Source organism: Bacteroides sp. 11BF (assembly GCF_019633765.1).
Taxonomy (GTDB): Bacteria; Bacteroidota; Bacteroidia; order Bacteroidales; family Bacteroidaceae; genus Bacteroides; species Bacteroides hominis.
Window position 1 is genome coordinate 271,106 of the sequence record NZ_JAFKPJ010000005.1, and the last position, 24,208, is coordinate 295,313.

General features: G+C 43.4%; 28 protein-coding genes. 13 read left to right on the forward strand and 15 right to left on the reverse strand.

Translation table 11 applies throughout. The features are described from left to right. Positions 1–67: 67 nt before the first annotated feature. From JZY04_RS07465 to JZY04_RS07475, 3 genes are all read right to left on the reverse strand, one after another. Positions 68–259 carry a hypothetical protein gene (locus JZY04_RS07465; RefSeq protein ID WP_122141560.1) on the reverse strand — a complete coding sequence of 64 codons (192 nt, stop codon included), beginning with the start codon at positions 257–259 and terminating at the stop codon, positions 68–70. Positions 260–498: 239 nt separating this feature from the next. Further along, complete coding sequence (locus JZY04_RS07470; RefSeq protein ID WP_122141682.1) at positions 499–1,671, reverse strand: hypothetical protein; 1,173 nt, start codon at positions 1,669–1,671, stop codon at positions 499–501. Between the two features lie 7 nt (positions 1,672–1,678). Beyond that, entirely contained in the window at positions 1,679–2,680 is a 1,002-nt protein-coding gene (locus JZY04_RS07475) for a M28 family metallopeptidase (protein WP_005775424.1), read from the reverse strand. A gap of 102 nt (positions 2,681–2,782) precedes the next feature. Here JZY04_RS07475 and JZY04_RS07480 point away from each other — a divergent pair, with 102 nt between their 5' ends. From JZY04_RS07480 to JZY04_RS07495, 4 genes are read left to right on the forward strand one after another with little or no spacing between them, the layout of a single operon-like run. Next, positions 2,783–3,205: a hypothetical protein gene (locus JZY04_RS07480; protein ID WP_005775423.1), complete on the forward strand. Its 423-nt coding sequence runs from the start codon at positions 2,783–2,785 to the stop codon at positions 3,203–3,205. Between the two features lie 38 nt (positions 3,206–3,243). Continuing rightward, positions 3,244–4,053, forward strand: a complete 810-nt coding sequence (locus tag JZY04_RS07485) for a metal ABC transporter permease (protein WP_005810522.1) — start codon at positions 3,244–3,246, stop codon at positions 4,051–4,053. Between the two features lie 15 nt (positions 4,054–4,068). Further along, on the forward strand, positions 4,069–4,488 hold the full coding sequence (gene tsaE / locus JZY04_RS07490; RefSeq protein WP_005775421.1) for a tRNA (adenosine(37)-N6)-threonylcarbamoyltransferase complex ATPase subunit type 1 TsaE: 420 nt from the start codon (positions 4,069–4,071) through the stop codon (positions 4,486–4,488). Positions 4,489–4,499: 11 nt separating this feature from the next. Further along, a complete protein-coding gene (locus JZY04_RS07495) occupies positions 4,500–4,724 on the forward strand; it encodes an immunity 17 family protein (RefSeq protein ID WP_005775420.1) in 225 nt (74 codons plus the stop codon). Here the strand turns inward: JZY04_RS07495 and JZY04_RS07500 are convergent. From JZY04_RS07500 to JZY04_RS07525, 6 genes are all read right to left on the reverse strand, one after another. Further along, positions 4,716–6,026: a DUF58 domain-containing protein gene (locus JZY04_RS07500; protein WP_122141559.1), complete on the reverse strand. Its 1,311-nt coding sequence runs from the start codon at positions 6,024–6,026 to the stop codon at positions 4,716–4,718. The genes JZY04_RS07495 and JZY04_RS07500 overlap by 9 nt on opposite strands. 2 nt (positions 6,027–6,028) lie before the next feature. Beyond that, positions 6,029–7,024 (reverse strand): MoxR family ATPase, encoded by a 996-nt coding sequence (locus tag JZY04_RS07505; RefSeq protein ID WP_122141681.1) that lies wholly within the window; start codon positions 7,022–7,024, stop codon positions 6,029–6,031. A gap of 63 nt (positions 7,025–7,087) precedes the next feature. Then, positions 7,088–8,335 (reverse strand): DUF4350 domain-containing protein, encoded by a 1,248-nt coding sequence (locus JZY04_RS07510; protein WP_122141558.1) that lies wholly within the window; start codon positions 8,333–8,335, stop codon positions 7,088–7,090. Continuing rightward, entirely contained in the window at positions 8,332–8,955 is a 624-nt protein-coding gene (locus JZY04_RS07515; protein WP_022011034.1) for a DUF4129 domain-containing protein, read from the reverse strand. Before JZY04_RS07515 ends, JZY04_RS07510 begins: the two co-directional genes overlap by 4 nt. A 13-nt stretch (positions 8,956–8,968) precedes the next feature. After that, positions 8,969–9,901 (reverse strand): hypothetical protein, encoded by a 933-nt coding sequence (locus JZY04_RS07520; protein ID WP_032539599.1) that lies wholly within the window; start codon positions 9,899–9,901, stop codon positions 8,969–8,971. Beyond that, positions 9,882–10,844 (reverse strand): stage II sporulation protein M, encoded by a 963-nt coding sequence (locus JZY04_RS07525; RefSeq protein ID WP_005810533.1) that lies wholly within the window; start codon positions 10,842–10,844, stop codon positions 9,882–9,884. The genes JZY04_RS07520 and JZY04_RS07525 overlap by 20 nt, the downstream gene beginning before the upstream one ends. A 101-nt stretch (positions 10,845–10,945) precedes the next feature. On the opposite strand from JZY04_RS07525, the gene JZY04_RS07530 reads away from it, so the two are divergent. Next, positions 10,946–11,677 (forward strand): RDD family protein, encoded by a 732-nt coding sequence (locus JZY04_RS07530; protein WP_005775397.1) that lies wholly within the window; start codon positions 10,946–10,948, stop codon positions 11,675–11,677. A gap of 230 nt (positions 11,678–11,907) precedes the next feature. Here JZY04_RS07530 and JZY04_RS07535 read toward each other — a convergent pair whose 3' ends face one another. The 3 genes from JZY04_RS07535 to dnaE are packed head-to-tail and all read right to left on the reverse strand — an operon-like array spanning position 11,908 to position 16,438. Next, positions 11,908–12,243 carry a hypothetical protein gene (locus JZY04_RS07535; RefSeq protein ID WP_005810535.1) on the reverse strand — a complete coding sequence of 112 codons (336 nt, stop codon included), beginning with the start codon at positions 12,241–12,243 and terminating at the stop codon, positions 11,908–11,910. A gap of 26 nt (positions 12,244–12,269) precedes the next feature. Further along, on the reverse strand, positions 12,270–12,584 hold the full coding sequence (trxA, locus tag JZY04_RS07540) for a thioredoxin (RefSeq protein WP_005775395.1): 315 nt from the start codon (positions 12,582–12,584) through the stop codon (positions 12,270–12,272). A gap of 59 nt (positions 12,585–12,643) precedes the next feature. After that, positions 12,644–16,438: a DNA polymerase III subunit alpha gene (dnaE, locus tag JZY04_RS07545; protein ID WP_032530229.1), complete on the reverse strand. Its 3,795-nt coding sequence runs from the start codon at positions 16,436–16,438 to the stop codon at positions 12,644–12,646. Positions 16,439–16,601: 163 nt separating this feature from the next. On the opposite strand from dnaE, the gene JZY04_RS07550 reads away from it, so the two are divergent. The 3 genes from JZY04_RS07550 to JZY04_RS07560 all read left to right on the forward strand — a co-directional run bounded on the left by JZY04_RS07550 (position 16,602) and on the right by JZY04_RS07560 (position 18,362). After that, positions 16,602–17,288: a phosphatidylserine decarboxylase family protein gene (locus tag JZY04_RS07550; protein ID WP_122141557.1), complete on the forward strand. Its 687-nt coding sequence runs from the start codon at positions 16,602–16,604 to the stop codon at positions 17,286–17,288. A gap of 10 nt (positions 17,289–17,298) precedes the next feature. Continuing rightward, a complete protein-coding gene (pssA, locus tag JZY04_RS07555) occupies positions 17,299–18,009 on the forward strand; it encodes a CDP-diacylglycerol--serine O-phosphatidyltransferase (RefSeq protein WP_005823437.1) in 711 nt (236 codons plus the stop codon). A 62-nt stretch (positions 18,010–18,071) separates the two neighbouring features. Continuing rightward, a complete protein-coding gene (locus JZY04_RS07560; protein WP_005823438.1) occupies positions 18,072–18,362 on the forward strand; it encodes a DUF4834 family protein in 291 nt (96 codons plus the stop codon). A gap of 12 nt (positions 18,363–18,374) precedes the next feature. Here JZY04_RS07560 and JZY04_RS07565 read toward each other — a convergent pair whose 3' ends face one another. Together JZY04_RS07565 and JZY04_RS07570 are read right to left on the reverse strand one after the other, a co-directional pair. After that, complete coding sequence (locus JZY04_RS07565; RefSeq protein ID WP_005810542.1) at positions 18,375–18,812, reverse strand: nucleoside deaminase; 438 nt, start codon at positions 18,810–18,812, stop codon at positions 18,375–18,377. 4 nt (positions 18,813–18,816) lie between these two features. Further along, positions 18,817–19,050, reverse strand: a complete 234-nt coding sequence (locus tag JZY04_RS07570; protein WP_005775389.1) for a hypothetical protein — start codon at positions 19,048–19,050, stop codon at positions 18,817–18,819. Positions 19,051–19,132: 82 nt separating this feature from the next. Here JZY04_RS07570 and JZY04_RS07575 point away from each other — a divergent pair, with 82 nt between their 5' ends. From JZY04_RS07575 to JZY04_RS07590, 4 genes are all read left to right on the forward strand, one after another. Next, entirely contained in the window at positions 19,133–19,498 is a 366-nt protein-coding gene (locus JZY04_RS07575) for a YraN family protein (protein ID WP_005810543.1), read from the forward strand. Positions 19,499–19,503: 5 nt separating this feature from the next. After that, entirely contained in the window at positions 19,504–19,860 is a 357-nt protein-coding gene (locus JZY04_RS07580) for an MmcQ/YjbR family DNA-binding protein (protein ID WP_005775387.1), read from the forward strand. Further along, positions 19,844–20,599 carry a biotin--[acetyl-CoA-carboxylase] ligase gene (locus tag JZY04_RS07585; protein ID WP_122141556.1) on the forward strand — a complete coding sequence of 252 codons (756 nt, stop codon included), beginning with the start codon at positions 19,844–19,846 and terminating at the stop codon, positions 20,597–20,599. The genes JZY04_RS07580 and JZY04_RS07585 overlap by 17 nt, the downstream gene beginning before the upstream one ends. A 68-nt stretch (positions 20,600–20,667) precedes the next feature. Beyond that, complete coding sequence (locus tag JZY04_RS07590; RefSeq protein ID WP_122141555.1) at positions 20,668–21,981, forward strand: zinc-dependent metalloproteinase lipoprotein; 1,314 nt, start codon at positions 20,668–20,670, stop codon at positions 21,979–21,981. 23 nt (positions 21,982–22,004) lie between these two features. Here the strand turns inward: JZY04_RS07590 and JZY04_RS07595 are convergent, their stop codons facing one another. Beyond that, complete coding sequence (locus JZY04_RS07595) at positions 22,005–22,688, reverse strand: lipopolysaccharide assembly protein LapB (protein WP_122141680.1); 684 nt, start codon at positions 22,686–22,688, stop codon at positions 22,005–22,007. Positions 22,689–22,825: 137 nt separating this feature from the next. Between JZY04_RS07595 and JZY04_RS07600 the strand changes: the two genes are divergently transcribed. Then, the gene (locus tag JZY04_RS07600) at positions 22,826–24,145 is read left to right on the forward strand and encodes an MATE family efflux transporter (RefSeq protein WP_122141554.1); all 1,320 of its coding nucleotides are present in this window, start codon (positions 22,826–22,828) and stop codon (positions 24,143–24,145) included. The last annotated feature ends 63 nt before the right edge of the window (positions 24,146–24,208 follow it).

Consider the following 24,208-nt stretch of genomic DNA (forward strand, 5'->3'; position numbering starts at 1 on the left):
AATAGAAATGACAAACGTATACCGGGGGATTAGTGCCCCCGGGAGTAAGAGTAAGGCAGATCCGTCTTCAGGGTACCACGGCGGAGATCGGGACTGCTACGGCAGGATAGGTGTTCCCATGCGAAAAGGCATAAGTAGACTCTGTCCCCATCAGGGGATTTACATAATCGACAGGACTGAAAGGTACTTTTTGTTGTGTACACGAAGCCAGCAAAAGGGCTGCACTAACGATAAAGGTAATCGAAATATTCTTCCTCATAGCTCAGAAATTGAATTTTAAACGAGGCTGTGTCGAAACTCTTTTCACCACAGAGTATCACAGAGTTTTTTTTCACTAATAATCAGTAACTTAAAAACACCTCTGTGTTACTCTGTGTCCTCTGTGGTGAGTTATGACACACCCTCTTGCATTTAATTTATGCTGCGAAGCTAATGAGGAAGGGTTAGAAGGAGGGTTAATTCCCGGTTAACCCTCCAGAGAAAAATCATTAACCGGGATTATTTTCTTCTTACAACCTGCAAATTGGATTGTCGTGCATAACCGATCCGGAAATTCAGGGGCTTGGGATCGCCCAACTGATAAGCATCTCGCAACTCCGGCTGAGAATATTGCGAGAAAGCTGAGATAGGTTTATAAAAGGTACCGTACAAAGTAACCGTCCACATCTCCGGGTCGAAACAGGACAACGGGATGGAAGAGTCGTCTTGTATTACGGCAGATGATTTCCTGAGAATCGTTTCACGTATACGGGAAAAAGAAGGCTCATGCATCAGGTACGAAGCCGACTTGACGAATGTTGCGGTAGCCTCCGTATCAAAACGGTCCATAAATGCCTGTAAAGGCTTATTGGCTTGCAACCCCTCGTTACTGATATCGGTACAGAAATAATAAAGAGTCTGTAACCGGGAAGTGCCCGGACGGAAAAAACAAACTTCCATTCCCGTACAATCTCCATTCCGGATGGTATCTCCTTTCCTGACTTCAATAAGATCCCCGGCTTCTGATAACCGGACTTCCTTAATACTGACTATCTTCCTGTTTCCCCTGGCCATCAACAACGAATAGATGGGAACTACCCCGTCAATGGTATCATTGGCCAACTCTTTGTCCATATCATTAAAAAAACTCAGGTTGAGTACATCCGACACAGCGTTTTGATACAAACGGTAGGTTTCGGCAGAAGGGTGTTTCACCTTCGGCGCACTACCGGCGGGTTCCAACCCGATCAGCACATAAGTATCCATTTCAGGAAAGAATGCATTGGCAAACAGAAAGTCAGGCCCCCCAAACGGATAGAACAGTGTATGGCAACGGGCGTTGATATCTTCCAGTTCCGTCTGTGAGAAAGCTACCACGCGGGGAGCCGTCTGCTGGAAAACGTTCCATATCTGATCCATGTAACGGGCATGGTTCTTCCATTCTTTCGTCTGGGTCAGGGCATAAAGCTTCCCGCTTTCTTTATCAACCGGCAAGCCGGCAAGCACACAAGACGCGTCATTCAAGACTTTATCGGGAATCAACTTCACTGAGTCATTGGACGCAATAGCCGTTCTGGAAGTTTTTTTACCTGTATTGCCGGAAGGAGCCGTTCCTTGGCAACAAGTAAGCAAACACCCCAACATAAAAGAGAGCAATCCGATTCTTACACAATTAGTTAGTTTAGTTTTCATTTCATTCTTAATAATCCTTTTCGTTTGCCAGATTCCAGACATTAAGGAAAGAGGCTTTAGATATTTCAACCACTTTATCCCAATTCAGGCGGTCGGCATGATCGGAAGGTTGATGGTAATCGGGATGTCCATCCGTATGATACCAGATGATGGGAATACCGACTTTGGCAAACGATCCGTTGTCACTTCCTCCCACCGGTTTGTCCCAAGGACGATAATTGGGTTCCAACTGTAAACCGTACTTTTTAATGTCTTCCTTCAACCAGCGGCCGAAAGAAGGGTTGGCCTCGGTATAGAAATAAACCACATGCTTAGGCTGTTGGGGATTATTGTTACGGCCAATCATATCAAAATTCAGATATCCTTTTATCTGCTTGATGAACGGACACTCCTGCACAAAGTATTTCGATCCGAGGAGTCCCTTCTCCTCTCCGTCCCAAAAGGCAAAGATCACATTCCGTTCCGGCTGCTGACCACTTGCCACAAAAGCCTTGGCTATTTGCAGTACGGCCGATACTCCGGAAGCGTTATCATCGGCACCATTGTAAATCTGGTCGCCGTCCAGGGCAGGATCAATACCCAAATGGTCAAAATGCGCACCGACAATCACATACTCATCCGTCTTCTTTCCGGGAATCATACCCAATACATTATTCATTGACAGTTTCTGATGTACCACTTGTTTCAGTTTGGCTATCGAGTCCGGATGCACTTCCAGACGTCCCTTCTGCTGGCGTTCCTTGCGATAAGCATCGAACGGCTGATAATAGCTTTCACCCAACGGGCGGACTCCCATCTCTTTCAGTAGGGAAACGATGTACCGGGCAGCCACACGCGAACCGTGGAATCCGGCTTCACGTCCCTGTAATTCATCATCGGCCAAAAAGCCGATATAAGCCTCGGCAGCCTGACGGTTAATACTTTTCAGCCCCTTTTCGACCGGGGTCTGGGCACACAAAGTAGTGGCGACACACCACATAAAGACAGTAATCAGGTGTTTTCTTTTCATGATCGGGATGTTTCTGTTTTAGTTCATTTAGCACATTGCAAGGACAAATATACGGAATAATACAAATTAATAAGTACCTTTGCGAAAATTTGATTCGTAATTATGTGGATACTTATAGTTGGTCTGGTGTTGCTCGCCATCGTGGCAATGATTGCCGGGTATATCCGCAACAAAAGGCTGCAAAAGAAAATAGATAACGGGGAACTGGACAGCTTCCCGGAAGTAAAGGAAGTCGACGTAGAGTGTTGCGGACAGCATGAAGTTTGTGAACGGGACAGTTTGCTGGCTGCCGTCAGTAAGCAAATAGAGTATTACGACGACGAAGAACTGGATACATTTATCGGCAGGGCCCCCGAAGAATATACACCGGAAGAAGCTGATAAATTCCGTGATGTCTTTTATACCATGCAAGACACCGATGTAGCCGGATGGGTACGCAGCCTGCAACTGAGAGGAATCAGCCTTCCCGATGAAATAAAAGATGAAGTCTTTCTGGTAGTAGGCGAACGGAGGATACATCCTTAACCCGCCCGTCTGCCTCACGTTCCTAACAGCTGAACCGTATGGATTTACTACAATATACCTTTTTTCAACACGCTCTCCTGGGAAGTCTTCTGGCAAGCATTGCCTGTGGCATTATCGGTACGTATATCGTCACTCGCCGCCTGGTATTTATCAGCGGAGGTATCACCCATGCCTCATTCGGCGGCATTGGACTGGGACTGTATACCGGCCTCTCTCCCATTCTTTCGGCAGCCGTCTTTTCCGTCTTATCGGCTTTCGGAGTAGAGTGGCTCAGCAAACGAAAAGACATGCGTGAAGATTCGGCCATTGCCATGTTCTGGACACTGGGTATGGCATTGGGAATCATGTTCAGTTTTCTGTCCCCGGGTTTCGCTCCCGATCTTTCGGCCTACCTGTTTGGCAATATCCTCACCATTACACAGACCGACTTGCTGATGCTGGGTATTCTTGCCATCCTGCTAATCCTGTTCTTCACCTTGTTCATCCACCCGATTATATACATCGCTTTCGACCGTGAGTTTGCCCGTTCACAAGGAATCCCGGTAGTAGTATTGGAATATATCCTGATGATGTTCATCGCCCTTACCATCGTTTCCTGTCTGCGCATGGTGGGGATTGTACTGGCTATTTCGTTGCTGACCATCCCACAAATGACGGCCAATCTGTTTACCAACAAGTTTAAACGCATCATCTGGCTGTCGATTGCCATCGGTTACCTGAGTTGCCTGGGAGGTCTGCTGATCTCTTACCGCCTGAATGTGCCTTCGGGAGCATCCATCATTTTCTTCTCTATTCTTATCTACATTGCATGTAAAATAGGAAAGAGCCTTTTCAGAAAGAAACAATAAAAACAACATATAAGTATGGAAATCAAGATTCAATCACTGGAACAGATTCACGAAGCTGCCCGCGAGTTCATCTCTGCCATGGGCGATAACACAGTCTTTGCACTCTATGGAAAGATGGGGGCAGGTAAAACGACTTTCGTCAAGGCACTTTGCGAAGAGCTTGGGGTGTCGGATGTTATCACTTCCCCAACTTTTGCCATTGTTAACGAATACCGTTCGGACGAAGGCGGAGAACTGATTTATCACTTCGACTTCTACCGGATCAAAAAGTTGAGCGAAGTATATGACATGGGGTATGAAGATTATTTCTACAGTGGTGCACTTTGTTTCATCGAATGGCCGGAACTGGTAGAAGAACTGTTGCCGGGAGACGCCGTAAAGGTTACCATCGAGGAACTTGAGGATGGAACAAGAAAAATAGTGATTAACGACTAATCATCCGAGCAATGGCCCCTCAATATTTTGTTCAGGGAATATTTGCCATCGCAGGGCTTACCGCCCTGCTGGCATCTATACTCAACTGGAACTGGTTTTTCACTGCCCAAAATGCACAACTGATTGTACGGAATGTAGGCAGAAAACGCGCCCGGCTGTTTTACGGACTGCTGGGGATCATCATGATAGGTATGGCTGTCTTCTTCTTCCTCAATACGCAACCTGTATCAGAGTAACTGACGGGATTTCATTTCCAGATATTTGTTGATCACATCAATTGACAATTTATCAGGAGTTGTAAGCAGCGAATAAATGCCATGCTGCTTCAAAGTAGACACAATCAGTCGTTTCTCAAACGCAAACTTCTCTGCGATAACATGTTGGTAATACCCTTCGGTTGTCTCCGGTTTCCCGGCAATATATTCTTTCAGGTCGGCATCCTCAAAGAATACAACCAACACTCTGTGTTGTCTGGCCAGTTGTTGCAGGTAAACCAGTTGCCGGTTCAGGCTGGTCATGTTACTGAAATTGGTATAGAGCATCAGAAAGCTGCGTTTATTCACATGCTTCCCTAAATGCACACAAAGGGCGGAAAAGTCCGTTTCACCAAACGTTGTTTCCTGTTTATAGAGATTCTCAAGAAGAGTCTGCATTTGTCCGACTTGCTTGGAAGCAGGGACGAACGTATCAAAATGCTCGTTGAACGTCACCAACCCGGCTTTATCGTCTTTTCGCATGGCTACGTACGAAAGCACCAAAGAGGCGTTGATGGCATAGTCCAGCAACGTCATACCACGAAAAGCCTGCTGCATCACACGCCCTTTATCAATCACGCTGTATATCTGCTGACTGCGCTCGTCCTGATAAACATTGACCATCAACTGATGGCGGCGTGCACTGGCCTTCCAGTTTATAGTACGGTAATCATCTCCTTTTACGTATTCTTTGATCTGTTCGAATTCCGTCTGATGTCCTGCCCGACGAATACGCTTGATGCCTAATTCGGTCAGATTATCACTTATCGCCAGCAATTCATATTGATGAAGCATCAGGTAAGAAGGGTATACTTTGACGGTTTCGGACTTACCACACGTAAACCTTCGGGATATTAATCCGATCCGGGTGGTTGAGAAGACACGAATAGATCCGAAACCGTATTCTCCCCTATGGGTCGGACGTAGTTGATATGTCACTGTCTTCCCTTCGTTAGGCTGAAGAGACAGTTCAAAATGAACGTCTCTCTGTTGAAATATGACGGGCACTTCATCGATCACTACCAGATTCACGGGATAGGGATAACGGCTTTCGATACGTAAACTGACATCATTATCATCTCCGTTAGAGAAACGCCCGGCGCATTGACGGAAGGCCCGGATACCGTTGGTACGATACAACAGATACCCGTCGAAGGCCAGGGCGAGCAATAGCGCAACCAACCCTAACTGCCCGATGATAAACATAGAGCTGAACAGATATCCGCCACCTAACAACAGGATGACGACAAGGACGAATATGTAAAAACGTTTGGTCAGGAACATAATTATTTAGGTACTTCCACTTTATCAATCAAGCGCTGGGTTACCTTGACTGGCGAATATCCTTCCATTTCGGCTTCTGCCGTCAGAATCAGGCGATGCTGCAAAACGTAGGGAGCCACAAACTTAATGTCTTCCGGAGTCACAAAATCACGCCCCTGCAAAAGTGCATAAGCTTTGGCAGACTGCAACATAGCTACTGAAGCACGGGGAGAGGCTCCCAAATAAACAGCTTTACTGGTACGGGTCTGTTGGGCAATCAAAGCAATGTACTGAAGCAGAGTCTGATCCACGAATACCTTTCCCATCAGCCGGCGAAGAGAAAGCAGCTCCTCACTGGTAATCACCGGCTTTATCTCCTCTAATTTCACCAATGCAGCATTGGTATGGTGGCGTTCCAGAATGCTGACTTCTTCTTCAAGCGACGGATAATCCATGGTAATCTTCATCAGGAAACGGTCAAGCTGGGCCTCGGGTAACTTATAGGTTCCTTCCTGCTCCACAGGATTCTGTGTAGCCAGAATGGTATAAAGTTCTCCCATCCGGTAAGTCGTTCCGTCAATGCTGGCTTGACGTTCTTCCATTACTTCAAAAAGGGCAGACTGGGTTTTGGCAGGAGCACGATTGATTTCATCCACTAATATAACATTAGCAAAGACAGGTCCCCGATGAAAATCAAATTCATTGGTTTTCATATTGAAGACGGTCGTACCCAGAACATCACTCGGCATCAGGTCGGGAGTAAACTGTACACGGCTGAAATCAGCATCTATCAGGCGCGCAGTAAGACGGGCAAGTAAGGTCTTGGCTACTCCCGGCACTCCTTCTATCAAAATGTGACCGTTAGCAAGAATAGCCGTCAACACCAGGTCGACAGTACGTTCCTGCCCCACAATAACGGAAGCAATCTGACTTTTCAGTTCCTGTATCTTCTCTGAAAAAAGAGTCAAATCGGTACGCGGAGCTTCTTCTCCATGCATATCATTCATGTTTTCTTCCATATTCTTTTTATTTATCAAATTCATATTTCTTTTCTTTCCAATTATTCTTCCTCCGCCAAAGGATCAAGATCGAGGCTTTTCTATCTCATTCATTCCATCAATCAGGTCTTTCATCAATGTCTCTCCGGCCTCCTGTTCCCCACGTACCACAGGACGAAGTTTACGGAAAAGATTCCGGACTTTCACCTCTTCATTTCCCGTCTTCCGCGCAATCCGGCTGCACAAGACATCATCATTACTGTCATCTTCTACATCCACCTGTATGTTCCGCCGCAAGCTCTCGGCAAAATAAGTGAACTTTTTACGTACAAGATCTGCATGATTCTTTTTTTGATAATAAAGTATGCCAATCAACTCCGTAAACTCAAGGTTACGGTTGGCCGGCTCACGAATCACCGGAATGGCCCTTTGCCTCCTACGGGCAGTAAACACCATGAACAGCACCAATACTGACATTGTCAGATAGAGTGCCCACTTCAGAGGACGTTGGGAAAGAAAGTAGCGGAAAGGAGATTCTTCAATCTGCGCACCGGCACCATAAGCCTCGGTACGAATTACGGGCAACCCTTTCAGATGTGAAAGCAAACGGAAAAGATAGGCTGCATTATCGCCATCGAGCATCCCATAGTTAGTGAACAGTAAAGGCGTGGTGACCAAGACAATCTCTCCCCTCCCGAACGGACGGCTGATAGCCACAGGCGGAAAGCAATCCGGTAAACTGTCATTGAACATCTGCATAGAATCGATCCGGCTCGTAGCCAACGGCAGAGACAACGAATCATACTTCGTGAAATAAATACCGCATAAATGCGGATAAAAACGGAAAGTACGCTTATCATATACCGCCGAATCACCAATCCAGAACACACTGTCACGTTCCAACAGATCGGCTGCATATTCTTTTAACCGCCTCGGATTGAAATAAGCATACGAATTATTGAATCCCAATGTATCAGCCAGTAACGGACTAAAAGAGGAACTGGCTATCAATATCTTGTTTCCCCTACAGGCCAGATCGAGTAAAGCACTGACATCCGCCTTCACCAAATCCAGATGCTGAGTAACGACAAGAATACTTTTCCGGGGGCTGCTGTCAGCAGCAAACTGATAGAATGTCTTGCGCGAAAGTGAATATCCATCCGGAAGCGAAGACTTTAAAACATCATCAAATACAGCCCCTCCCAATGGCTGGTGATCATGTTGCCCGAAAGTCGGGTTCCAGACAAATTTCTTCGGCAGATGATACTCAACCACAAACATGATCAGCAAAAAGAGAACTATCCCAATGATAAACCAGCGGCTACCTCTCATTCGATACCTCCTTTCCGTATCTCGGTTTGCAAGGACAACAATTCCTCAAACAATGGCTCGGATGCAGCAAAATTGCCATAACGCACCCTCAGGAAACCATTTGTCAAACGCCTGAAAGAGCTGCGAAGTGCTTCCTGTTTTACCTCATAAATATATTCTGTAGGAGTTTTATAGGGCTGCCAGTCTATCCGCCCCTCATCACTCAATAGTTTCAAGGTTTGCAAATAAAGCAAACGAATGGATTCCCGGTAATCTTTACGTTCCATGGCACGCTTTATCTCAGAGTCAAAATCAACCCCGTAAATAGTATCTTCATGGACACTATAGTTCACAGGCCCCCTGCGTGAACGCATAAAAAGCTCGGGACGTTTTTTATAAACAAACCAAAGGATCAACAACAAGATCAGAATGGCAATGACAACCAGAATAATACCGGAATACTCCTCCGCAAAACGACTTCCGAAAATGGCGCGCAGTAACTTAGAAAGCTGCATACTGAGCCAGCCGAAGACATCAATCTCAGGTGTTATCAGCTCCCGGTTGTAGTCATAAGCCGGATTGGACTGCCAAAAGGCAACTCTTGCGGTATCACAGACCAGAGTATCAGCTTGCAAAGTCATCCAAAGAGTTTAATCAAAGTTGCTCAAATTTATCTATCTCGCTTTCTACCGAAATACTGTCTACCACTTCACTGGCATGCCCATATTGATATACTATACCAATTAAAGAAAATATCATAGAAAGATAGGCTCCAAAAGTTTGGATAATGGCCAGCAGATAGACCATAAAACTATATCCGGCGGAAATAGTTAACTCATTCTGTGTATCGCTCAACATAAAGAAGTATTTCACAATAGTAGCAATGTACCACGGAGTCGTAGTAACTCCCTGCAATACACTGGAGATCAATCCCATGACCAAGGAAACGCCAAAAACACCTCCCCATGTGGCAAACCCCAGACGGAAAGTTTTCTGGAAAGCAGCAAAGATGCCGATCTCCTCAAATAAGTAAATTGGAGTAAACAAGGCCAAAGGCACTGCACAGGCAATCAGCAGCGGAATAGTAAGCAAAAGCGTGAATGGAGAAGCTGCAACCAGAATCCCTATAACAATACTCACTGCTATAATCAGAACTATATAAAACAGTACCATAACCAGCAGACGTTTTATATTCCTGAACAGAAAAGGCTTCAGATCGGCAAAAGTCACACCCGCCAAACGTTCTTCACGCTGATTATAAATCTGCATCAATCCGTAAACAATGGAAGTCAGTAAAATAGATCCTACCAAATAACAAAGAAACATCAATCCGTAATTGACCCAAAATTGTGCACCTATCGCTTCCAGAGGATTGGCTCCGGTCTCTTTGGCAGCTGCAAAGCCCATTGTTCCCCCCATGATTCCATTCATGCTGATAGCCTGAATCAGACATAATGGCAGAATTAAATAGGTACTGAACTTCAACATCGGCTTCCAGTTCTCTTTTATAAAGTCCATGGTGGCATTGAGTTTGTCACCAAAAGGACGCTTCACATATAAAGCAATTTTAGGTTTTTGTGATTCCATGATTTTTTCTATTTGGTAAATAAATATAGTAATAGATGATAAATGCCAGTGATAAAAGAATAATGCTCAACCGTAGAAAGTCAGGCAATTCAGTATGGCGTGTGATAAAACCCTCAATGAATCCGGCCATAACAAAGACAGGAACCGTACCCACTATAATCTTTAGTCCTTTCTTGGCTCCACGCATAAAAGACTCTTTGCGGGAGTAAGTCCCGGGAAACAGCCATCCGTTTCCCAATGCCAATCCCGCGGCACCGGCTACGATAATAGCCCAGATTTCCAAAGTCCCATGCAGCCAGACAGCAAGCATCGATTCTCCCAACAGGCCATGCTCAAAAAAGAAGGTCTGAAAGGCCCCGAGCATTACTCCGTTATTAAAAAGTAACCATCCTGTCCCAAAACTGGTAAGCAACCCCATAGCAAAGACATTGAAAGAAACCATGATATTATTCAAAGTAATGCCCAAAAACATAGGAACTTCATCCGAACCGTTGTATACAGCCATCGGTTCACCACGCGCTATGTTATCGAGCGTCATATCCACATAACCATTCCCCAGAATCAGACGGACGAAGTTATCATCATTCGCTGCTGAAACAATACCCACCAATACACTGGCCAAAAAGATCAGAGCCGAAATCAACAGCTCTTTACGAGCATGGTACATCGTTTGTGGAACCTCTTGTGTCCAGAAAGTAAAAATACGGGTCCATTTCTCCTTCTTATTGCGATAAAGCACATTATGGAGGGCCGAAGCCAGGTTATTCAGATAAATAGTAATGCGGGAAGACGGATAATGAGTTTGCGCAAATGCCAGATCGGCAGTAAGTTCCGTATAAGCATCGGCAAGACGGTCGGGAGTCAGTTTATCTGCCTGCTCCACCACCTTCTCTGTCTCTTTCCATTTTTCAATGTTCCGACGTATAAACGTTACCTCTTTCATTTAACTCGTTGAATTCCGGATAAGTTTTGTCCGAAACCGGAAGCAAAAGTAAGAGAATTATGATATATTTGCAACCGAAACTAAAAAATGTTTAACCAGAAATGGCAGAATCGACTATCATCACGGGACAATTCGTACGAATCAGTCAGGTACCCGCCAGCCTCGGCGAACGGATACTGGCTCGTATCATCGATTATTTTCTGCTGTTTATCTACATTCTTGCCACTTCTTATGTATTGGGGAAACTCAATATACACGCTTTTTCCGGAAGTACTTTTTTCTTGTTGTTCCTGTTTATCTATCTGCCCGTACTATGTTACTCGTTACTTTGCGAAGTTTTTAACCAAGGACAAAGTATCGGAAAAAAGGTCATGAATATACGTGTGGTAAAAGCAGACGGTACGACACCCAGCCTGAGCGCGTATCTGTTAAGGTGGTTGCTCTATGGGATAGACGTAACTATTACCGGAGGATTGGGAGTACTGGTCATACTATTAACCAAAAACAGCCAACGTTTAGGTGATCTTGCGGCAGGAACAATGGTAATTAAAGAGAAAAATTACCGCAAAATACAAGTAAGCCTTGATGAGTTCGATTATCTGACCAAAGGATATCACCCCAGTTTTCCATTAGCCGCCGATCTGTCCTTGGAGCAAATAAATGTGATCAGTAAGGCGTTAGAACTGCATCATAAGGACCGGGCAAGGCATATCTCACAACTGGCACCCAAAGTTCGTGCACTGCTTTCTGTAGACCAAACAGACGTAAATGATGAAAAGTTTCTTCAAACCGTTGTAAGAGACTACCAATACTATGCGTTAGAAGAAATTTAGTAGATCTTATTTCGTAAAAACAGAGTAAGCCGGACTTTTATTCATCCTATTTTCAGGTAGATATCCGGACCCCTATACACATCCGATACTTCCGAGGGCCGAAAAACCAAATGTATTTTTAGCAGGAGGAGAAGAACCAAGACAAAGTAAACTATCACACATACATGCAACAAAAAAGCGTGCAGAAGTGTTTCTGCACGCTCTTTATCTTTTGGTTTACGAAGACTGGCTTATTCCACCTGTCCCAGAGAATTTCCGTATTCCATTTCTCCCTGTACCACAAACAAGATTTCTTCCGGGTCGTATTCACCCACTTCATCTTTCTTGGCTTCTTGCACGATATATTCCACTACCTGCTCCAGATCGATGTCTACATAACCGTCAGCATCGGGCTGAGCATCAAGGATTCCGCTTTCAGAGTAATACTCATCGATCAGATCGAGGAAATAATATAACTCGTCTTCTGAGAATTTATCCTTCAACTCCTGAGGCAAATAGTTCCGGATGAACTCGATGGTCTTTTCATCATCGGCATCACTTAACAAAAAATCGTCTTCCAGTCCCATAAACAAATATTTTTAATGAAAGTATATTATAATAATTTCTCAACTTTCTCTACGAATGCAGGTTTAGCTACGGCACCGACTTGTTTATCCACTAATGCTCCGTCTTTGAAGAAAAGAACCGTAGGAATGTTACGAATACCGAATTCTGCAGGAAGATCAGAGTTTTCATCTACATCACACTTACCCATAATCACTCTTCCTTCATATTCTTTAGCTAACTCGTCGATGATAGGACCTACCATCTTACAAGGCCCGCACCAGGGAGCCCAAAAGTCAATAACAACCGGTGTTCCTTTTGCAAGGATTTCCTTAAAGTTGTTGTCAGTAATCTCTAAAGCCATTTCTTTAATTATTAATTGTTAGTTATTAAGTATCCATCACTGTTATGGGGCAAAGATAATCAATTTATATGAAACGCAAGTTCGGGACGTTCCTTTAAATAGGAAATTAATTCTCTACCTACCGAAAGTTTAACGGGACGAGAAATCAAGTCTACATACATCTTTCCATCCGTATCTGTTACCTTAAAATAAAGTTCTGTATTTCCCGGAGACTCTTTCGTCAAAGTGGCAAGTTCCGTAACCAAGTTCGAATTAAGTTCGGCAAGCGGAATCAGAATTGTGATCTTCTCTACCAGTTGTTCCTTGACGTCGGGCAGCAATTCCATCGAAGTAATCTTAATATCAAGTTCATCGGGACGCCACTGTTTAGGCTGGCAACGAGCTTTGATAAACAGAAAAGTCCCTTCACCTAAATAGCCTTGAAAAGTAACCCAATCGTTTCCGAAGAAAGGTATCTCGGCAGAACCGGAGTAATCTTCTATTTTGGCTATGCCATAAGGATTACCATTCTTACTTATACCTCGACGCACGCTGGTAACAATACCTCCCATCGTTATTTCTCTTCCTGCCAAAGCAGCTTTATCATCAAGTTCGATCATACGGGTATTGCATACATGTTCCAACACAATGGCATATTCATCAAGCGGATGAGCCGACAAGTAGATACCGACCAATTCTCTTTCTTTATTTAACCTCTCCAAATCATTCCAACGTTCTGCCGGAAGAATTTCGGGAGTAGCTATGTCAATCACATTGTCTCCTCCGAATAATGAATTAACGGCAGCAGCTTTATCCGCCTGATAACGGTTACCATAACGCATCAATGTTTCAAGAAAAGTTTCGCCTTTGGCATTCACCGCAAAATACTGTTCACGTTTCAGCTCAGGAAAACTATCGAATCCGCCCGCAAGAGCCAGACACTCCATGTTCTTCTTATTACAAGCATTCAGATTGACACGCTGAACAAAGTCGAAGATGCCTTTAAAAGGACCATTTTCCCTTCGTTCCTCCATGATGCTTTGCACAGCAGCTTCACCTACTCCCTTTACAGCCCCCAGCCCGAAGCGGATATTTCCATTCCGGTTTGCCGTAAACTTCAGGTTACTTTCGTTCACATCCGGACCAAGCGTCTGCACTCCCATTGCTTTGCACTCGTCCATCAGTTTGGTGATATCAGTGATATTCGACAAACTTCGGCTCATGACAGCTGCCATATATTCAGCCGGATAGTTAGCCTTCAGGTATGCTGTCTGGTATGCAACCCAGGAATAACAGGTAGCATGTGATTTATTGAACGCATACGAAGCAAACTTCTCCCAGTCCGCCCAGATTTTCTCAAGTACCTTTGGATCATGACCGTTTTTCCTTCCACCTTCAACAAACTTAGGTTTCATGTGATCCAGCTTATCACGCAGTTTCTTACCCATCGCTTTACGGAGGGCATCCGACTCCCCACGGGTAAAATCGGCTAAAAGGCGTGACAGAAGCATGACCTGTTCCTGATAAACCGTAATTCCATACGTATCCTTCAAATATTTTTCCATGACAGGAATATCATATTCAATAGGCTTACGTCCATGTTTACGGTCGATAAAGTCAGGAATATAGTCCATTGGACCCGGACGATAAAGGGCATTCATCGCGATCAGATCCTCAAATGTAGATGGCTGCAACTCACGTAAGTATTTCTGCATACCGGCAGATTCAAACTGGAATGTACCGATAGTCCGTCCATCACTATAAAGTTTATAAGTTGCAGGATCCTCAATTGAAATAGAATCAATATCCAGTTCCATGCCTTTACTCAGACGGATGTTTTCGACGGCTTCTTTGATAATAGACAAAGTCTTCAGCCCCAGAAAGTCCATCTTAATCAGTCCGGTATCTTCAATCACCGAACCTTCATATTGGGTAACCAGCATCTTTTCGCCGGTCTCCTTATCATCAGCCGTACTGACCGGCACCCAGTCAGTAATATCATCACGGCAAATAATGGTACCACAGGCATGTACACCGGTTCCCCGCACGTTTCCCTCAAGCATTTTGGCATATTTCATCGTATCCCTTACCAATGGATCAGGTGACGCTTCGGCAGCCTGCAATTCGGGCACATATTCTATGGCATTCTTTAAGTTCAGTTTTTTATCAGGAATTTTATCAGGAACCAGTTTGGCCAAACGATCCGATTCGGCAAGCGGAAGCTTTTGTACACGCGCAACATCTTTGATAGCCAGCTTTGTTGCCATAGTACCATATGTAATGATATGTGCTACCTTCTCCTGCCCATACTTCTCCGTCACCCAACGAAGCACTTCGCCACGACCATCGTCATCGAAGTCAATATCAATATCCGGCAATGAAATACGGTCGGGATTCAGAAAACGCTCAAACAGCAAATCGTATTTAATAGGGTCTATTTTGGTGATCTGCAAACAATAGGCCACGGCTGACCCAGCAGCCGAACCACGTCCCGGTCCAATGGATACCCCCATATTACGTCCGGCAGCAATGAAGTCCTGCACAATGAGGAAGTAGCCCGGAAAACCCATCGTCTTCATAATATGTAACTCAAAGACCAAGCGTTCCTTTACTTCCGGTGACAACGGATCGCCATAAAACTTCTTGGCTCCATCGAAAGTCAACTTCTTCAGGTAATCGGCCTCCAGCTTGATACGATACAGTTTATCATATCCCCCCAAACGTTTTATTTTATCTTTAGCTGCTTCTTCACTCAACACCACATTGCCATTTTCGTCTTGGGTGAATTCATCAAAAAGATCCTTTTCCGTATATTTTTGCCGATACCCTTCTTCTGTTCCGAAATCCTCCGGAATAGCAAAAGTAGGCATAATCGGTGCATGATCGATCGAATAATATTCTACCTTATCCAGAATTTCTAAAGTATTACTTAATGCTTCAGGCACGTCGGCAAAGAGCTCGTTCATCTCTGCTTTCGTTTTCATCCATTCCTGCTTAGTGTAATACATCCGGTTGGGATCATCAAGGTCTTTTCCCGTACTCAGACAGATTAGCCGGTCATGGGCTTCAGCATGCTCTTCGTTGACAAAATGAACGTCATTTGTACAAATCAACTTGACATTATACTTTTTGGCGTATTCTATCAAATGCTTATTCACATTCACCTGCAATGGATATGCTTCATGATTAGCTTTCGGCACCGTTGCTTTATGACGCTGCATTTCCAAATAATAATCGTCCCCAAACAGATTCTTATACCATTGAATAGCTTCCTCTGCTTCCGCCAACAATCCCTGAGTTATCTTTTTAGGAACTTCACCCCCCAAACATGCCGAACAGATAATCAAGCCCTCATGATATTTCTCCAATTCATTCCTGTCTGTACGGGGGCGCATATAATAGCCTTTGGTCCATGCACGTGAAACCAATTTGATCAGGTTATGATACCCCTTCTCGTTTTTGGCGAGCACAATCAGGTGGTACCCGCTTTGATCGGGTTTTCCTTCCTTTTTATCCATAGTCCGGCGTGCCACGTACATTTCGCAACCGATAATGGGCTTGAACAACCGCCCCTCCGCCTCCACTATTTTAGCTTTACAATCAGCAATCTCAGCCTCTTTATCCGCACAGTCCACTTCACCGGCCTCAATGGCTGCAATCCGTTTCTTCAGGTCCTTGATTTCTCCTTTCGGCCCCCCGTTTTTCTTATTCACATAGTTCGTAAACTCTTTGATGGCGAACATGTTTCCATGGTCCGTAACGGCAATACCTTTCATTCCATCCTTTATGGCCTTATCGACAAGTGCACTGACACTGGCTTGGCCATCCAGAAGAGAATATTGCGTATGGACGTGTAAATGAACGAAATCCTGCATAGTTATAGGTTGATAATTTGAAGCCATAAAATTACAATGTCTGTAGCTACTAACAAAGATAAACTCCAAAAAGTTATCAACATAAGTCATTTCTATCTGCAAATGCTTGCTGGATTTTTAAAATAAGTATACTTTTGCGGATAATTATCATTAAATAGCGCAAATGGGTCGACTTAAAAAATTAAAAAAGATAAGAATTCACCGTGAAGGAACACATATTTTATGGGGTAGCTTTTTTCTGCTACTAATTATAAATGCAGCCCTTTACTGGGGAATTGATTGTAAAATACCATTCTACTTGATGGCTCTGGTCAGTGTTATAGTCTATCTGTTGATGGTTAACTTTTTCCGTTGCCCGATCCGCCTGTTCGGACAAGATACTGAAAGGATCGTAGTTGCACCGGCCGATGGGAAAATCGTAGTTATTGAAGAGGTAGACGAACATGAATACTTTCATGACCGCCGGATCATGGTATCCATTTTCATGAGCATTCTAAACGTACATGCCAATTGGTACCCGGTGGATGGAGTCGTCAAAAAAGTCTCTCACGAAAACGGCAAGTTCATGAAAGCATGGCTTCCGAAAGCCAGCACAGAAAACGAGCGTTCAATGGTTGTTATTGAAACTCCCGAGGGTGTAGAGGTCATGGCACGGCAAATAGCCGGTGCAATGGCACGCCGCATCGTAACATATGCCGAGTCGGGTGAGGAATGTTATATTGACGAACATTTGGGCTTTATTAAATTTGGTTCCCGTGTAGATGTATATCTGCCATTGGGCACTGAGATTTGTGTTAGTATGGGACAATTGACAACCGGTAACCAAACCGTTATCGCCAAATTAAAATAAAAAACGAACAATGGCAAATGCTATTATCCGCCATATACCCAACACAGTGACCTGCCTGAATCTCTTTTCAGGATGCATTGCTTGTGTTATGGCCTTTGAAGCCAAATACGAATTGGCTGTCACTTTTATCATCTTGAGTGCTGTCTTCGATTTTTTCGATGGTATGTTGGCACGTTTGCTTCATGCCTACTCTCCTATTGGTAAAGAATTGGACTCTTTGGCCGATGATGTCAGCTTCGGCGTAGCTCCGGCTATACTTGTTTTTTCATTCATGAAAGAACCCGGACTTATGTATCCCGACTTTCTGGCAGGCGTAAAAGAGTATATTCCTTATCTGGCTTTTCTTATTTCGATATTCTCAGCTCTCCGTTTGGCCAACTTTAATGTAGACGAACGCCAAACGAGTTCCTTTATCGGTCTTCCTGTCCCTGCCAACGCTTTATATTGGGGTGCACTTATTGTAGGAGGCAAAGAATTCTTACTTGCTCACTGCAATGTTATATACCTTATTATAATGGTAATGCTTTTTTCATGGTTGCTGGTAGCTGAGATCCCCATGTTCTCCCTGAAATTTAAAAATCTTTCTTGGAAAGACAATAAGATTAGTTTCATATTCCTGATAGTCTGCATTCCACTGTTGCTGTTCTTGGGTATCAGCGGATTCTCAGCGGTTATTGTATGGTATATCATTCTTTCACTTTTAACAAGAAAAAATAAATAAACAATCCTTCTGGCACGTTTGTTGTACTACAAATTTTAAACAATGCATAAAACAAATAGCCTATGTTTCACATTTTAGGATTTTTATTCATTATCGTTATCGCCGTTATCATTATCGGACTGGCCCTTGTAGGAAGTGTGTTAAGAGCCATCTTCGGACTGGGGAAACGCTCATCTGCCTCCGGTTCCGGAAGCCAGAATTCGACACACAGTAATTCGGGGCAAAGATACTATCGTCCGACACAAGCTAACGATAAAGAGGAAATCATTACTGAAACCGGAGCTAACAAGCACAAAAAACTTTTTGATGACAATGAAGGAGAATATGTGGATTATGAAGAGATAAAAGATTGATAATATAAAAATTCACCTTCTTTTAGACGCAAAAAAATCTTTCATCAGATTGGCACATTCATCGGCGAGTATCCCTTTGACAACTACAGTTTTGGGATGAAGGGACTTTGGAGCATATCTCTGGTACCCCCTTTTTTCGTCTTCAGCACCAAAAACCAATTTACCAGTTTGTGCCCAGGCAATAGCACCGGCACACATCACACAAGGTTCTACAGTAACATACAACGTACATTCATTCAGATATTTTCCTCCAAGGACATTGGCTGCCGCAGTAATAGCCTGCATTTCGGCATGGGCTGTCACGTCATTCAATGTTTCAGTCAGATTGTGTGCACGAGCAATGATCCGCTCTTTACATACGACAACTGCTCCCACTGGGACTTCTCCACGTTCGCCGGCCTTAGCAGCCTCAACCAGAGCTTGTTTCATAAAATAAGAATCGTCCAACATAATCTTAACGCCGCATATCGTGTTCACCAAAAAGAGTCGGATAATCCTCCTCCATATTTTTATGTATAAACATGAGAATCGTTTCACGAAGCCAACGCGATTTATTCGTTATCTTATACTTATCCAGATAACGATCTACAATCTGCTGCTCATCTTCGCTTAGCAATATACTCATCCTGCGTTCCCGTTTAGGTTCGTCAAGAGTTGCCTTATTACACTTTTTATCTCTCTTTCTCATATTCTTTGCAAATTTACTTTTACTTCTGTAATTTCAAAGAAGAAAAAGAGTAAATTTGCAGAAAATAGTATGCTAAAAGTATATGGCAGAACATAATCTGTTAGGAAAGGCCGGAGAGGATGCTGCTGTTCAATATCTGGAGCAGCACGAATATACCATTCGTCATCGGAATTGGCGTAAAGGACATCTGGAACTGGACATTGTGGCAGCCAAAAACGGTGAACTGATAATTGTGGAAGTAAAGACACGTACCGACACGGACTTTGCATTACCTCAGGATGCTGTTACTCCACAGAAAATCAGGCGAACCGTAATCGCAGCCGATACATATATTAAGCTTTTCCAAATAGACGCATCTGTAAGATTTGATATTATTACTGTCGTAGGTAAAGTAGGAAATTTCAGAATTGAACATATAAAAGAGGCGTTTTACCCGCCATTATTTTAAATAGTATGAATATAGAATCAGCCAGAGAATACTGCCTTCAGAAAAAAGCAGTCACCGAATGCCTCCCATTCGATGAATACTCACTTGTACTGAAAGTGATGGATAAAATGTTCGCACTAATCGATTTGGAGGGAGCCAATATGATTGCTTTGAAATGTAATCCTGATTATGCCATCGAACTACGTGAACATTATTCAGCCATCGAAGGTGCTTATCATTTCAACAAAAAATATTGGAATCAGATTTTCTTTGACCGGGACGCCGACGATAAATTGATAAAACAGCTGATTGACCATTCTTACGAAGAAGTATTGAAGAAATTCACTAAAAAACTACGTGCCGAATATGATGCCCTTCCCTGAGTCTTTTCCTGTACCTTTGATTTATATCGAAGAGACAGACTCCACCAATCATTATTTAAACGATCTGTGCAATAAGCAAGATGTCAGTGAACTAACCACAGTAGTAGCTAACTACCAAACCTTGGGCAGAGGACAGCGAGGAAACAGTTGGGAATCGGAGAAAGGTAAGAATCTGATGTTTAGCTTCGTACTTTATCCCACTTCTTTAGAAATCCGCAGACAATTTCTTCTATCTCAAATCATCTCTTTATCCATTAAGGAAGAACTCGACACATACGTTAAAGATATCTCTATTAAATGGCCGAACGATATCTACTGGAAAGAAAGAAAAATCTGCGGAATATTGATTGAAAATGATTTGATGGGAGTACATATCAGCCAAAGCATTGCAGGGATTGGTATCAATATTAACCAGGAAGAGTTTTTTAGCCCGGCCCCCAATCCTGTATCACTTAAACAAATCACCGGTCAAACTTACGAACTCTCCGGAATATTGGCAGGAGTTATGCAACGAATTATAGAATATTACAGCCTGCTTCAAAAAGGAGAGCACACTTACATAACCCACCGGTATCAGAAGGCGCTTTTCCGAAAAGAAGGTATGCATAAGTATTCCGATGCGAACGGAGAGTTTATAGCCAGAACCATAGAAGTTGAAGCCGACGGTCATCTTGTTTTGCAAGACGATACAGGCAAAATACGCCGATACGTATTTAAAGAGGTACAGCACATTTTATAATACTTCTTCTTTTTTAGTTTAAAACATTACCTTTGCAATATTGTTTTAAATATAAAAACATTTAATTTATGAAAATCAGATGCCTACTGTTAATATCCATATTAACACTACTGTTTGTCAGTTGTGAAGACTCCAATACCGAAAATAATTCAAAACTTGAGTTGTCGGAGTCATCTTTTCAAGATATTGACAGCGATGGAGTTACTCTAACCGTAAATATCACCAGCAGCGATTCGTGGGTAGCAGCAAGTTCTTCAACCTGGTGCAAGCTCGTACCCAATAAGGGAGCAAGTAATCAGCCACTCGGCATTGTTGTAGAGACTAACCTTGAAACGACTGAAAGAAGTGCAACGATTGCGGTAACTTCCAGTGGAATAAAAAAGGTCATAACCGTCACACAATTGGCAGCTGGACATTCAACCGATCCCGAAGCGTACCACTATGAACTTCCCATAATCTTCCACGTGCTATATAAGAATAGTTCCGACCCCAAACAGTACATTAGTCCAAACCGTTTAACTGACATATTAAAAACGGTCAACAAATTATATAAAAACAAGATTGGAAGCGTAGATATGAACCTGACTTTTACACTTGCCTCTACGGGTCCTGACGGAAAAGATTTAACTACTCCGGGAGTGGAATACACCCTTTGGCCGGAAAGTTATCCCATCGACTGCGATGCATTTATGTCCGACAATACGCGAAAATATGTAAGTTACCTTTGGGATCCTAACCAGTATATCAATGTGATGATTTACAACTTTACCAATGACAATTCCGGCTTTACAACATTAGGTATTGCCCACCTTCCCTTTTCTACCAAAGGCAGTACCTTTTTGGAAGGGCTCAATCCGGTAGAAAGTCCCTATTTGACGCTAAATAATTTAAAGTTTCCCTATTGTGTATCAATTAACAGCCTTTACATAAATGAACAATCATCGGGAAACTCATATAACTCAGCAGACGTAACCGTCACTATGGCTCACGAATTAGGTCATTATTTAGGTCTGCACCATGTGTTCTCCGAAGATGATAACGGCACTTACGACGGATGCATTGATTCGGATTATTGTAAGGATACTCCGACATACAATAAAGAATATTATGATCAGTGGTCAAACACTCAATTAGCTTTAGGAGTACATGCCTTGTCTACCCTCGCCTTAAGAGAAAATTGCATGACCGATCAGACATTTACATCCCATAACATCATGGATTACGCATATAGCTATTCTGACCAATTCAGCCATGACCAGCGCAACCGTATCCGCCATGTCCTGACCTACAGCCCACTAATTCCGGGACCGAAAAAAGGACAGACACAAACCCGCACAGCAGTCGAAGGTCCTTTGGATTTGCCAATACTTATAAGAAGATAAGAAAAAAGAGGTGAACAGCCTTACTATCTGTTCACCTCTTTTTCTATCAGTTTTATTCTATCTAATGTCTTCTTTGCTTCAGTAGAAGGAAACTGGCTGACCACCCTCTCTAAATATCCTTTTGCCTTTATATATCCGGTAGTAAGTATCTGGCTGAGTCCCTCCCGGTAACGGGCATACTGCATCCGGGTAGGAGTGTTTATTTTCTTATAATCATTCTCTATCTTCTGCTTTTCCTGTTCAGCCTTCAGGTAATAGTAGTTACCGACAAAGATATTAGCAGCCAGATTATCTGCATCCAGCGTCAATATCTTCTCGTAAGTCTTCAAAGCTTCTGCTTCCTTACCCCGGCAAACCTCCATCTCACCACAAGAAGCTAAACAGTTCACATCGTTCGGTGATTTTTGCAGCAATTCTTTATAAAACAGATACGCCTTATCATAGCTACGTGACTTCTTATAGAATGAAGCCAGCTCATTAGCAAACTTCGAGGCTACATCTGTATTCTTATCCACCCCGGTCCAGTAAAACATTTCAGCCTTTTCCACATTTGTATTTACAGCCTGACGGAACAGACTAATAGCTTGTTCCCACTGTTTATTATCAATGGCGACTGATACCCTCTGCAGCATTTCTCCTGCCGATTGTGCTGAAAGCGCAAACGGAAGCGAAAACAACAAGGAAAGAAATAAAGTTAAGGCCTTCATCTTATTCATATTTATTTAGTTAGGTCCCTACAAAGATAGAAATTATTCCGACTCACCGGTCGCTAAAAACCAATTAAATAACGTTATTGTTCTCTTCATTTTCAGATTCACCTTTTTTCGTGTAACTTTGCCCGTCCATGGATAAAATCTTTCATCTCAGCAGTGGTAACAGACGGATTCTGCAAATAGCCGTCCCTTCCATCATCTCCAATATAACCGTTCCGCTATTGGGGCTGATCGATGTTACTATTGTAGGCCATCTGGGGTCAGCAGCCTACATTGGTGCCATTGCCGTGGGAGGTATGCTGTTTAATATCATTTACTGGATATTCGGTTTTCTGCGGATGGGTACCAGCGGAATGACTTCTCAGGCATACGGCAAGCGCGATCTTGACGAAGTGACCCGACTCCTATTACGGTCGGTCGGTGTAGGACTGTTCATTGCTCTCTGCCTGATGCTTCTGCAATATCCCATACTAAAAGCGGCATTTACTTTTATCCAAACCTCCGATGAAGTGAAACGCCTTGCTACACTTTATTTCTATATCTGCATTTGGGGCGCTCCCGCCATGTTAGGGCTTTATGGCTTTGCCGGATGGTTTATCGGTATGCAAAACTCCCGTTTCCCGATGTACATCGCCATCACTCAAAATATAGTCAACATCGCAGCCAGCCTATGCTTTGTCTATCTGTTGGGTATGAAAGTAGAAGGCGTTGCGCTGGGTACTCTGATTGCCCAATATGCAGGTTTTTTCATGGCATTCCTGTTATGGCACCGATATTATGGGCAACTGCGAAAACGCATCCAGTGGAAAGGCCTGCTGCAAAGACAGGCCATGTATCGTTTCTTCCAGGTAAATCGTGATATCTTTCTCCGTACTTTATGCCTGGTGGCGGTAACGATGTATTTTACCTCTGCCGGAGCAGCACAAGGAGAAGTTGTCCTGGCCGTAAACACACTACTTATGCAACTTTTTACTCTGTTCTCATATATCATGGATGGTTTTGCTTACGCAGGCGAAGCATTGGCAGGACGCTATATAGGTGCCGATAACCGGGCGGAACTTCACCGCACTGTCCGCAGATTATTTGCCTGGGGTACCGGCCTTTCAATCGCTTTCACCCTACTTTATGGCATAGGAGGACAATCATTTCTCGGCTTACTCACCAACGAAGCGTCTGTTATCAATGAAGCAGAAACCTATTTCTATTGGGTATTGGCTATTCCTCTTGCCGGATTCTCGGCATTCCTTTGGGACGGCATCTTCATTGGTGCGACTGCAACACGCCAAATGCTCTATTCCATGTTTATAGCTTCGGCCAGTTTCTTCATTATCTATTACACATTTCATAACTCAATGGGTAACCACGCTTTATGGATGGCATTTATCGTCTATCTCTCTTCACGGGGATTCATACAAGCACTACTCGCCAGAAAGATAATGCAACAAAAATAACTCTCAAAAGAATCTCGCTTTAAAACTATTCGTTTATCTTTGCAAAAAAAGAAATCATTAACA

What these genes read in the sequence shown, in the direction of transcription:
- JZY04_RS07480 (WP_005775423.1), top strand. Translation starts at nt 2,783, where the DNA reads ATGTGGATACTTATAGTTGGTCTGGTGTTGCTCGCCATCGTGGCAATG.
- JZY04_RS07495 (WP_005775420.1), top strand. Translation starts at nt 4,500, where the DNA reads ATGGCCCCTCAATATTTTGTTCAGGGAATATTTGCCATCGCAGGGCTT.
- JZY04_RS07575 (WP_005810543.1), top strand. Translation starts at nt 19,133, where the DNA reads ATGGCAGAACATAATCTGTTAGGAAAGGCCGGAGAGGATGCTGCTGTT.
- JZY04_RS07475 (WP_005775424.1), bottom strand. Translation starts at nt 2,680, where the DNA reads ATGAAAAGAAAACACCTGATTACTGTCTTTATGTGGTGTGTCGCCACT.
- dnaE (WP_032530229.1), bottom strand. Translation starts at nt 16,438, where the DNA reads ATGCAGGATTTCGTTCATTTACACGTCCATACGCAATATTCTCTTCTG.
- JZY04_RS07535 (WP_005810535.1), bottom strand. Translation starts at nt 12,243, where the DNA reads ATGGGACTGGAAGACGATTTTTTGTTAAGTGATGCCGATGATGAAAAG.
- JZY04_RS07515 (WP_022011034.1), bottom strand. Translation starts at nt 8,955, where the DNA reads ATGACTTTGCAAGCTGATACTCTGGTCTGTGATACCGCAAGAGTTGCC.
- pssA (WP_005823437.1), top strand. Translation starts at nt 17,299, where the DNA reads ATGGCAAATGCTATTATCCGCCATATACCCAACACAGTGACCTGCCTG.
- JZY04_RS07485 (WP_005810522.1), top strand. Translation starts at nt 3,244, where the DNA reads ATGGATTTACTACAATATACCTTTTTTCAACACGCTCTCCTGGGAAGT.
- JZY04_RS07550 (WP_122141557.1), top strand. Translation starts at nt 16,602, where the DNA reads ATGGGTCGACTTAAAAAATTAAAAAAGATAAGAATTCACCGTGAAGGA.
- JZY04_RS07470 (WP_122141682.1), bottom strand. Translation starts at nt 1,671, where the DNA reads ATGAAAACTAAACTAACTAATTGTGTAAGAATCGGATTGCTCTCTTTT.
- JZY04_RS07580 (WP_005775387.1), top strand. Translation starts at nt 19,504, where the DNA reads ATGAATATAGAATCAGCCAGAGAATACTGCCTTCAGAAAAAAGCAGTC.
- JZY04_RS07520 (WP_032539599.1), bottom strand. Translation starts at nt 9,901, where the DNA reads ATGGAATCACAAAAACCTAAAATTGCTTTATATGTGAAGCGTCCTTTT.
- tsaE (WP_005775421.1), top strand. Translation starts at nt 4,069, where the DNA reads ATGGAAATCAAGATTCAATCACTGGAACAGATTCACGAAGCTGCCCGC.
- JZY04_RS07500 (WP_122141559.1), bottom strand. Translation starts at nt 6,026, where the DNA reads ATGTTCCTGACCAAACGTTTTTACATATTCGTCCTTGTCGTCATCCTG.
- JZY04_RS07565 (WP_005810542.1), bottom strand. Translation starts at nt 18,812, where the DNA reads ATGTTGGACGATTCTTATTTTATGAAACAAGCTCTGGTTGAGGCTGCT.
- JZY04_RS07510 (WP_122141558.1), bottom strand. Translation starts at nt 8,335, where the DNA reads ATGAGAGGTAGCCGCTGGTTTATCATTGGGATAGTTCTCTTTTTGCTG.
- JZY04_RS07595 (WP_122141680.1), bottom strand. Translation starts at nt 22,688, where the DNA reads ATGAAGGCCTTAACTTTATTTCTTTCCTTGTTGTTTTCGCTTCCGTTT.
- trxA (WP_005775395.1), bottom strand. Translation starts at nt 12,584, where the DNA reads ATGGCTTTAGAGATTACTGACAACAACTTTAAGGAAATCCTTGCAAAA.
- JZY04_RS07585 (WP_122141556.1), top strand. Translation starts at nt 19,844, where the DNA reads ATGATGCCCTTCCCTGAGTCTTTTCCTGTACCTTTGATTTATATCGAA.
- JZY04_RS07505 (WP_122141681.1), bottom strand. Translation starts at nt 7,024, where the DNA reads ATGGAAGAAAACATGAATGATATGCATGGAGAAGAAGCTCCGCGTACC.
- JZY04_RS07570 (WP_005775389.1), bottom strand. Translation starts at nt 19,050, where the DNA reads ATGAGAAAGAGAGATAAAAAGTGTAATAAGGCAACTCTTGACGAACCT.
- JZY04_RS07560 (WP_005823438.1), top strand. Translation starts at nt 18,072, where the DNA reads ATGTTTCACATTTTAGGATTTTTATTCATTATCGTTATCGCCGTTATC.
- JZY04_RS07525 (WP_005810533.1), bottom strand. Translation starts at nt 10,844, where the DNA reads ATGAAAGAGGTAACGTTTATACGTCGGAACATTGAAAAATGGAAAGAG.
- JZY04_RS07590 (WP_122141555.1), top strand. Translation starts at nt 20,668, where the DNA reads ATGAAAATCAGATGCCTACTGTTAATATCCATATTAACACTACTGTTT.
- JZY04_RS07465 (WP_122141560.1), bottom strand. Translation starts at nt 259, where the DNA reads ATGAGGAAGAATATTTCGATTACCTTTATCGTTAGTGCAGCCCTTTTG.
- JZY04_RS07530 (WP_005775397.1), top strand. Translation starts at nt 10,946, where the DNA reads ATGGCAGAATCGACTATCATCACGGGACAATTCGTACGAATCAGTCAG.
- JZY04_RS07600 (WP_122141554.1), top strand. Translation starts at nt 22,826, where the DNA reads ATGGATAAAATCTTTCATCTCAGCAGTGGTAACAGACGGATTCTGCAA.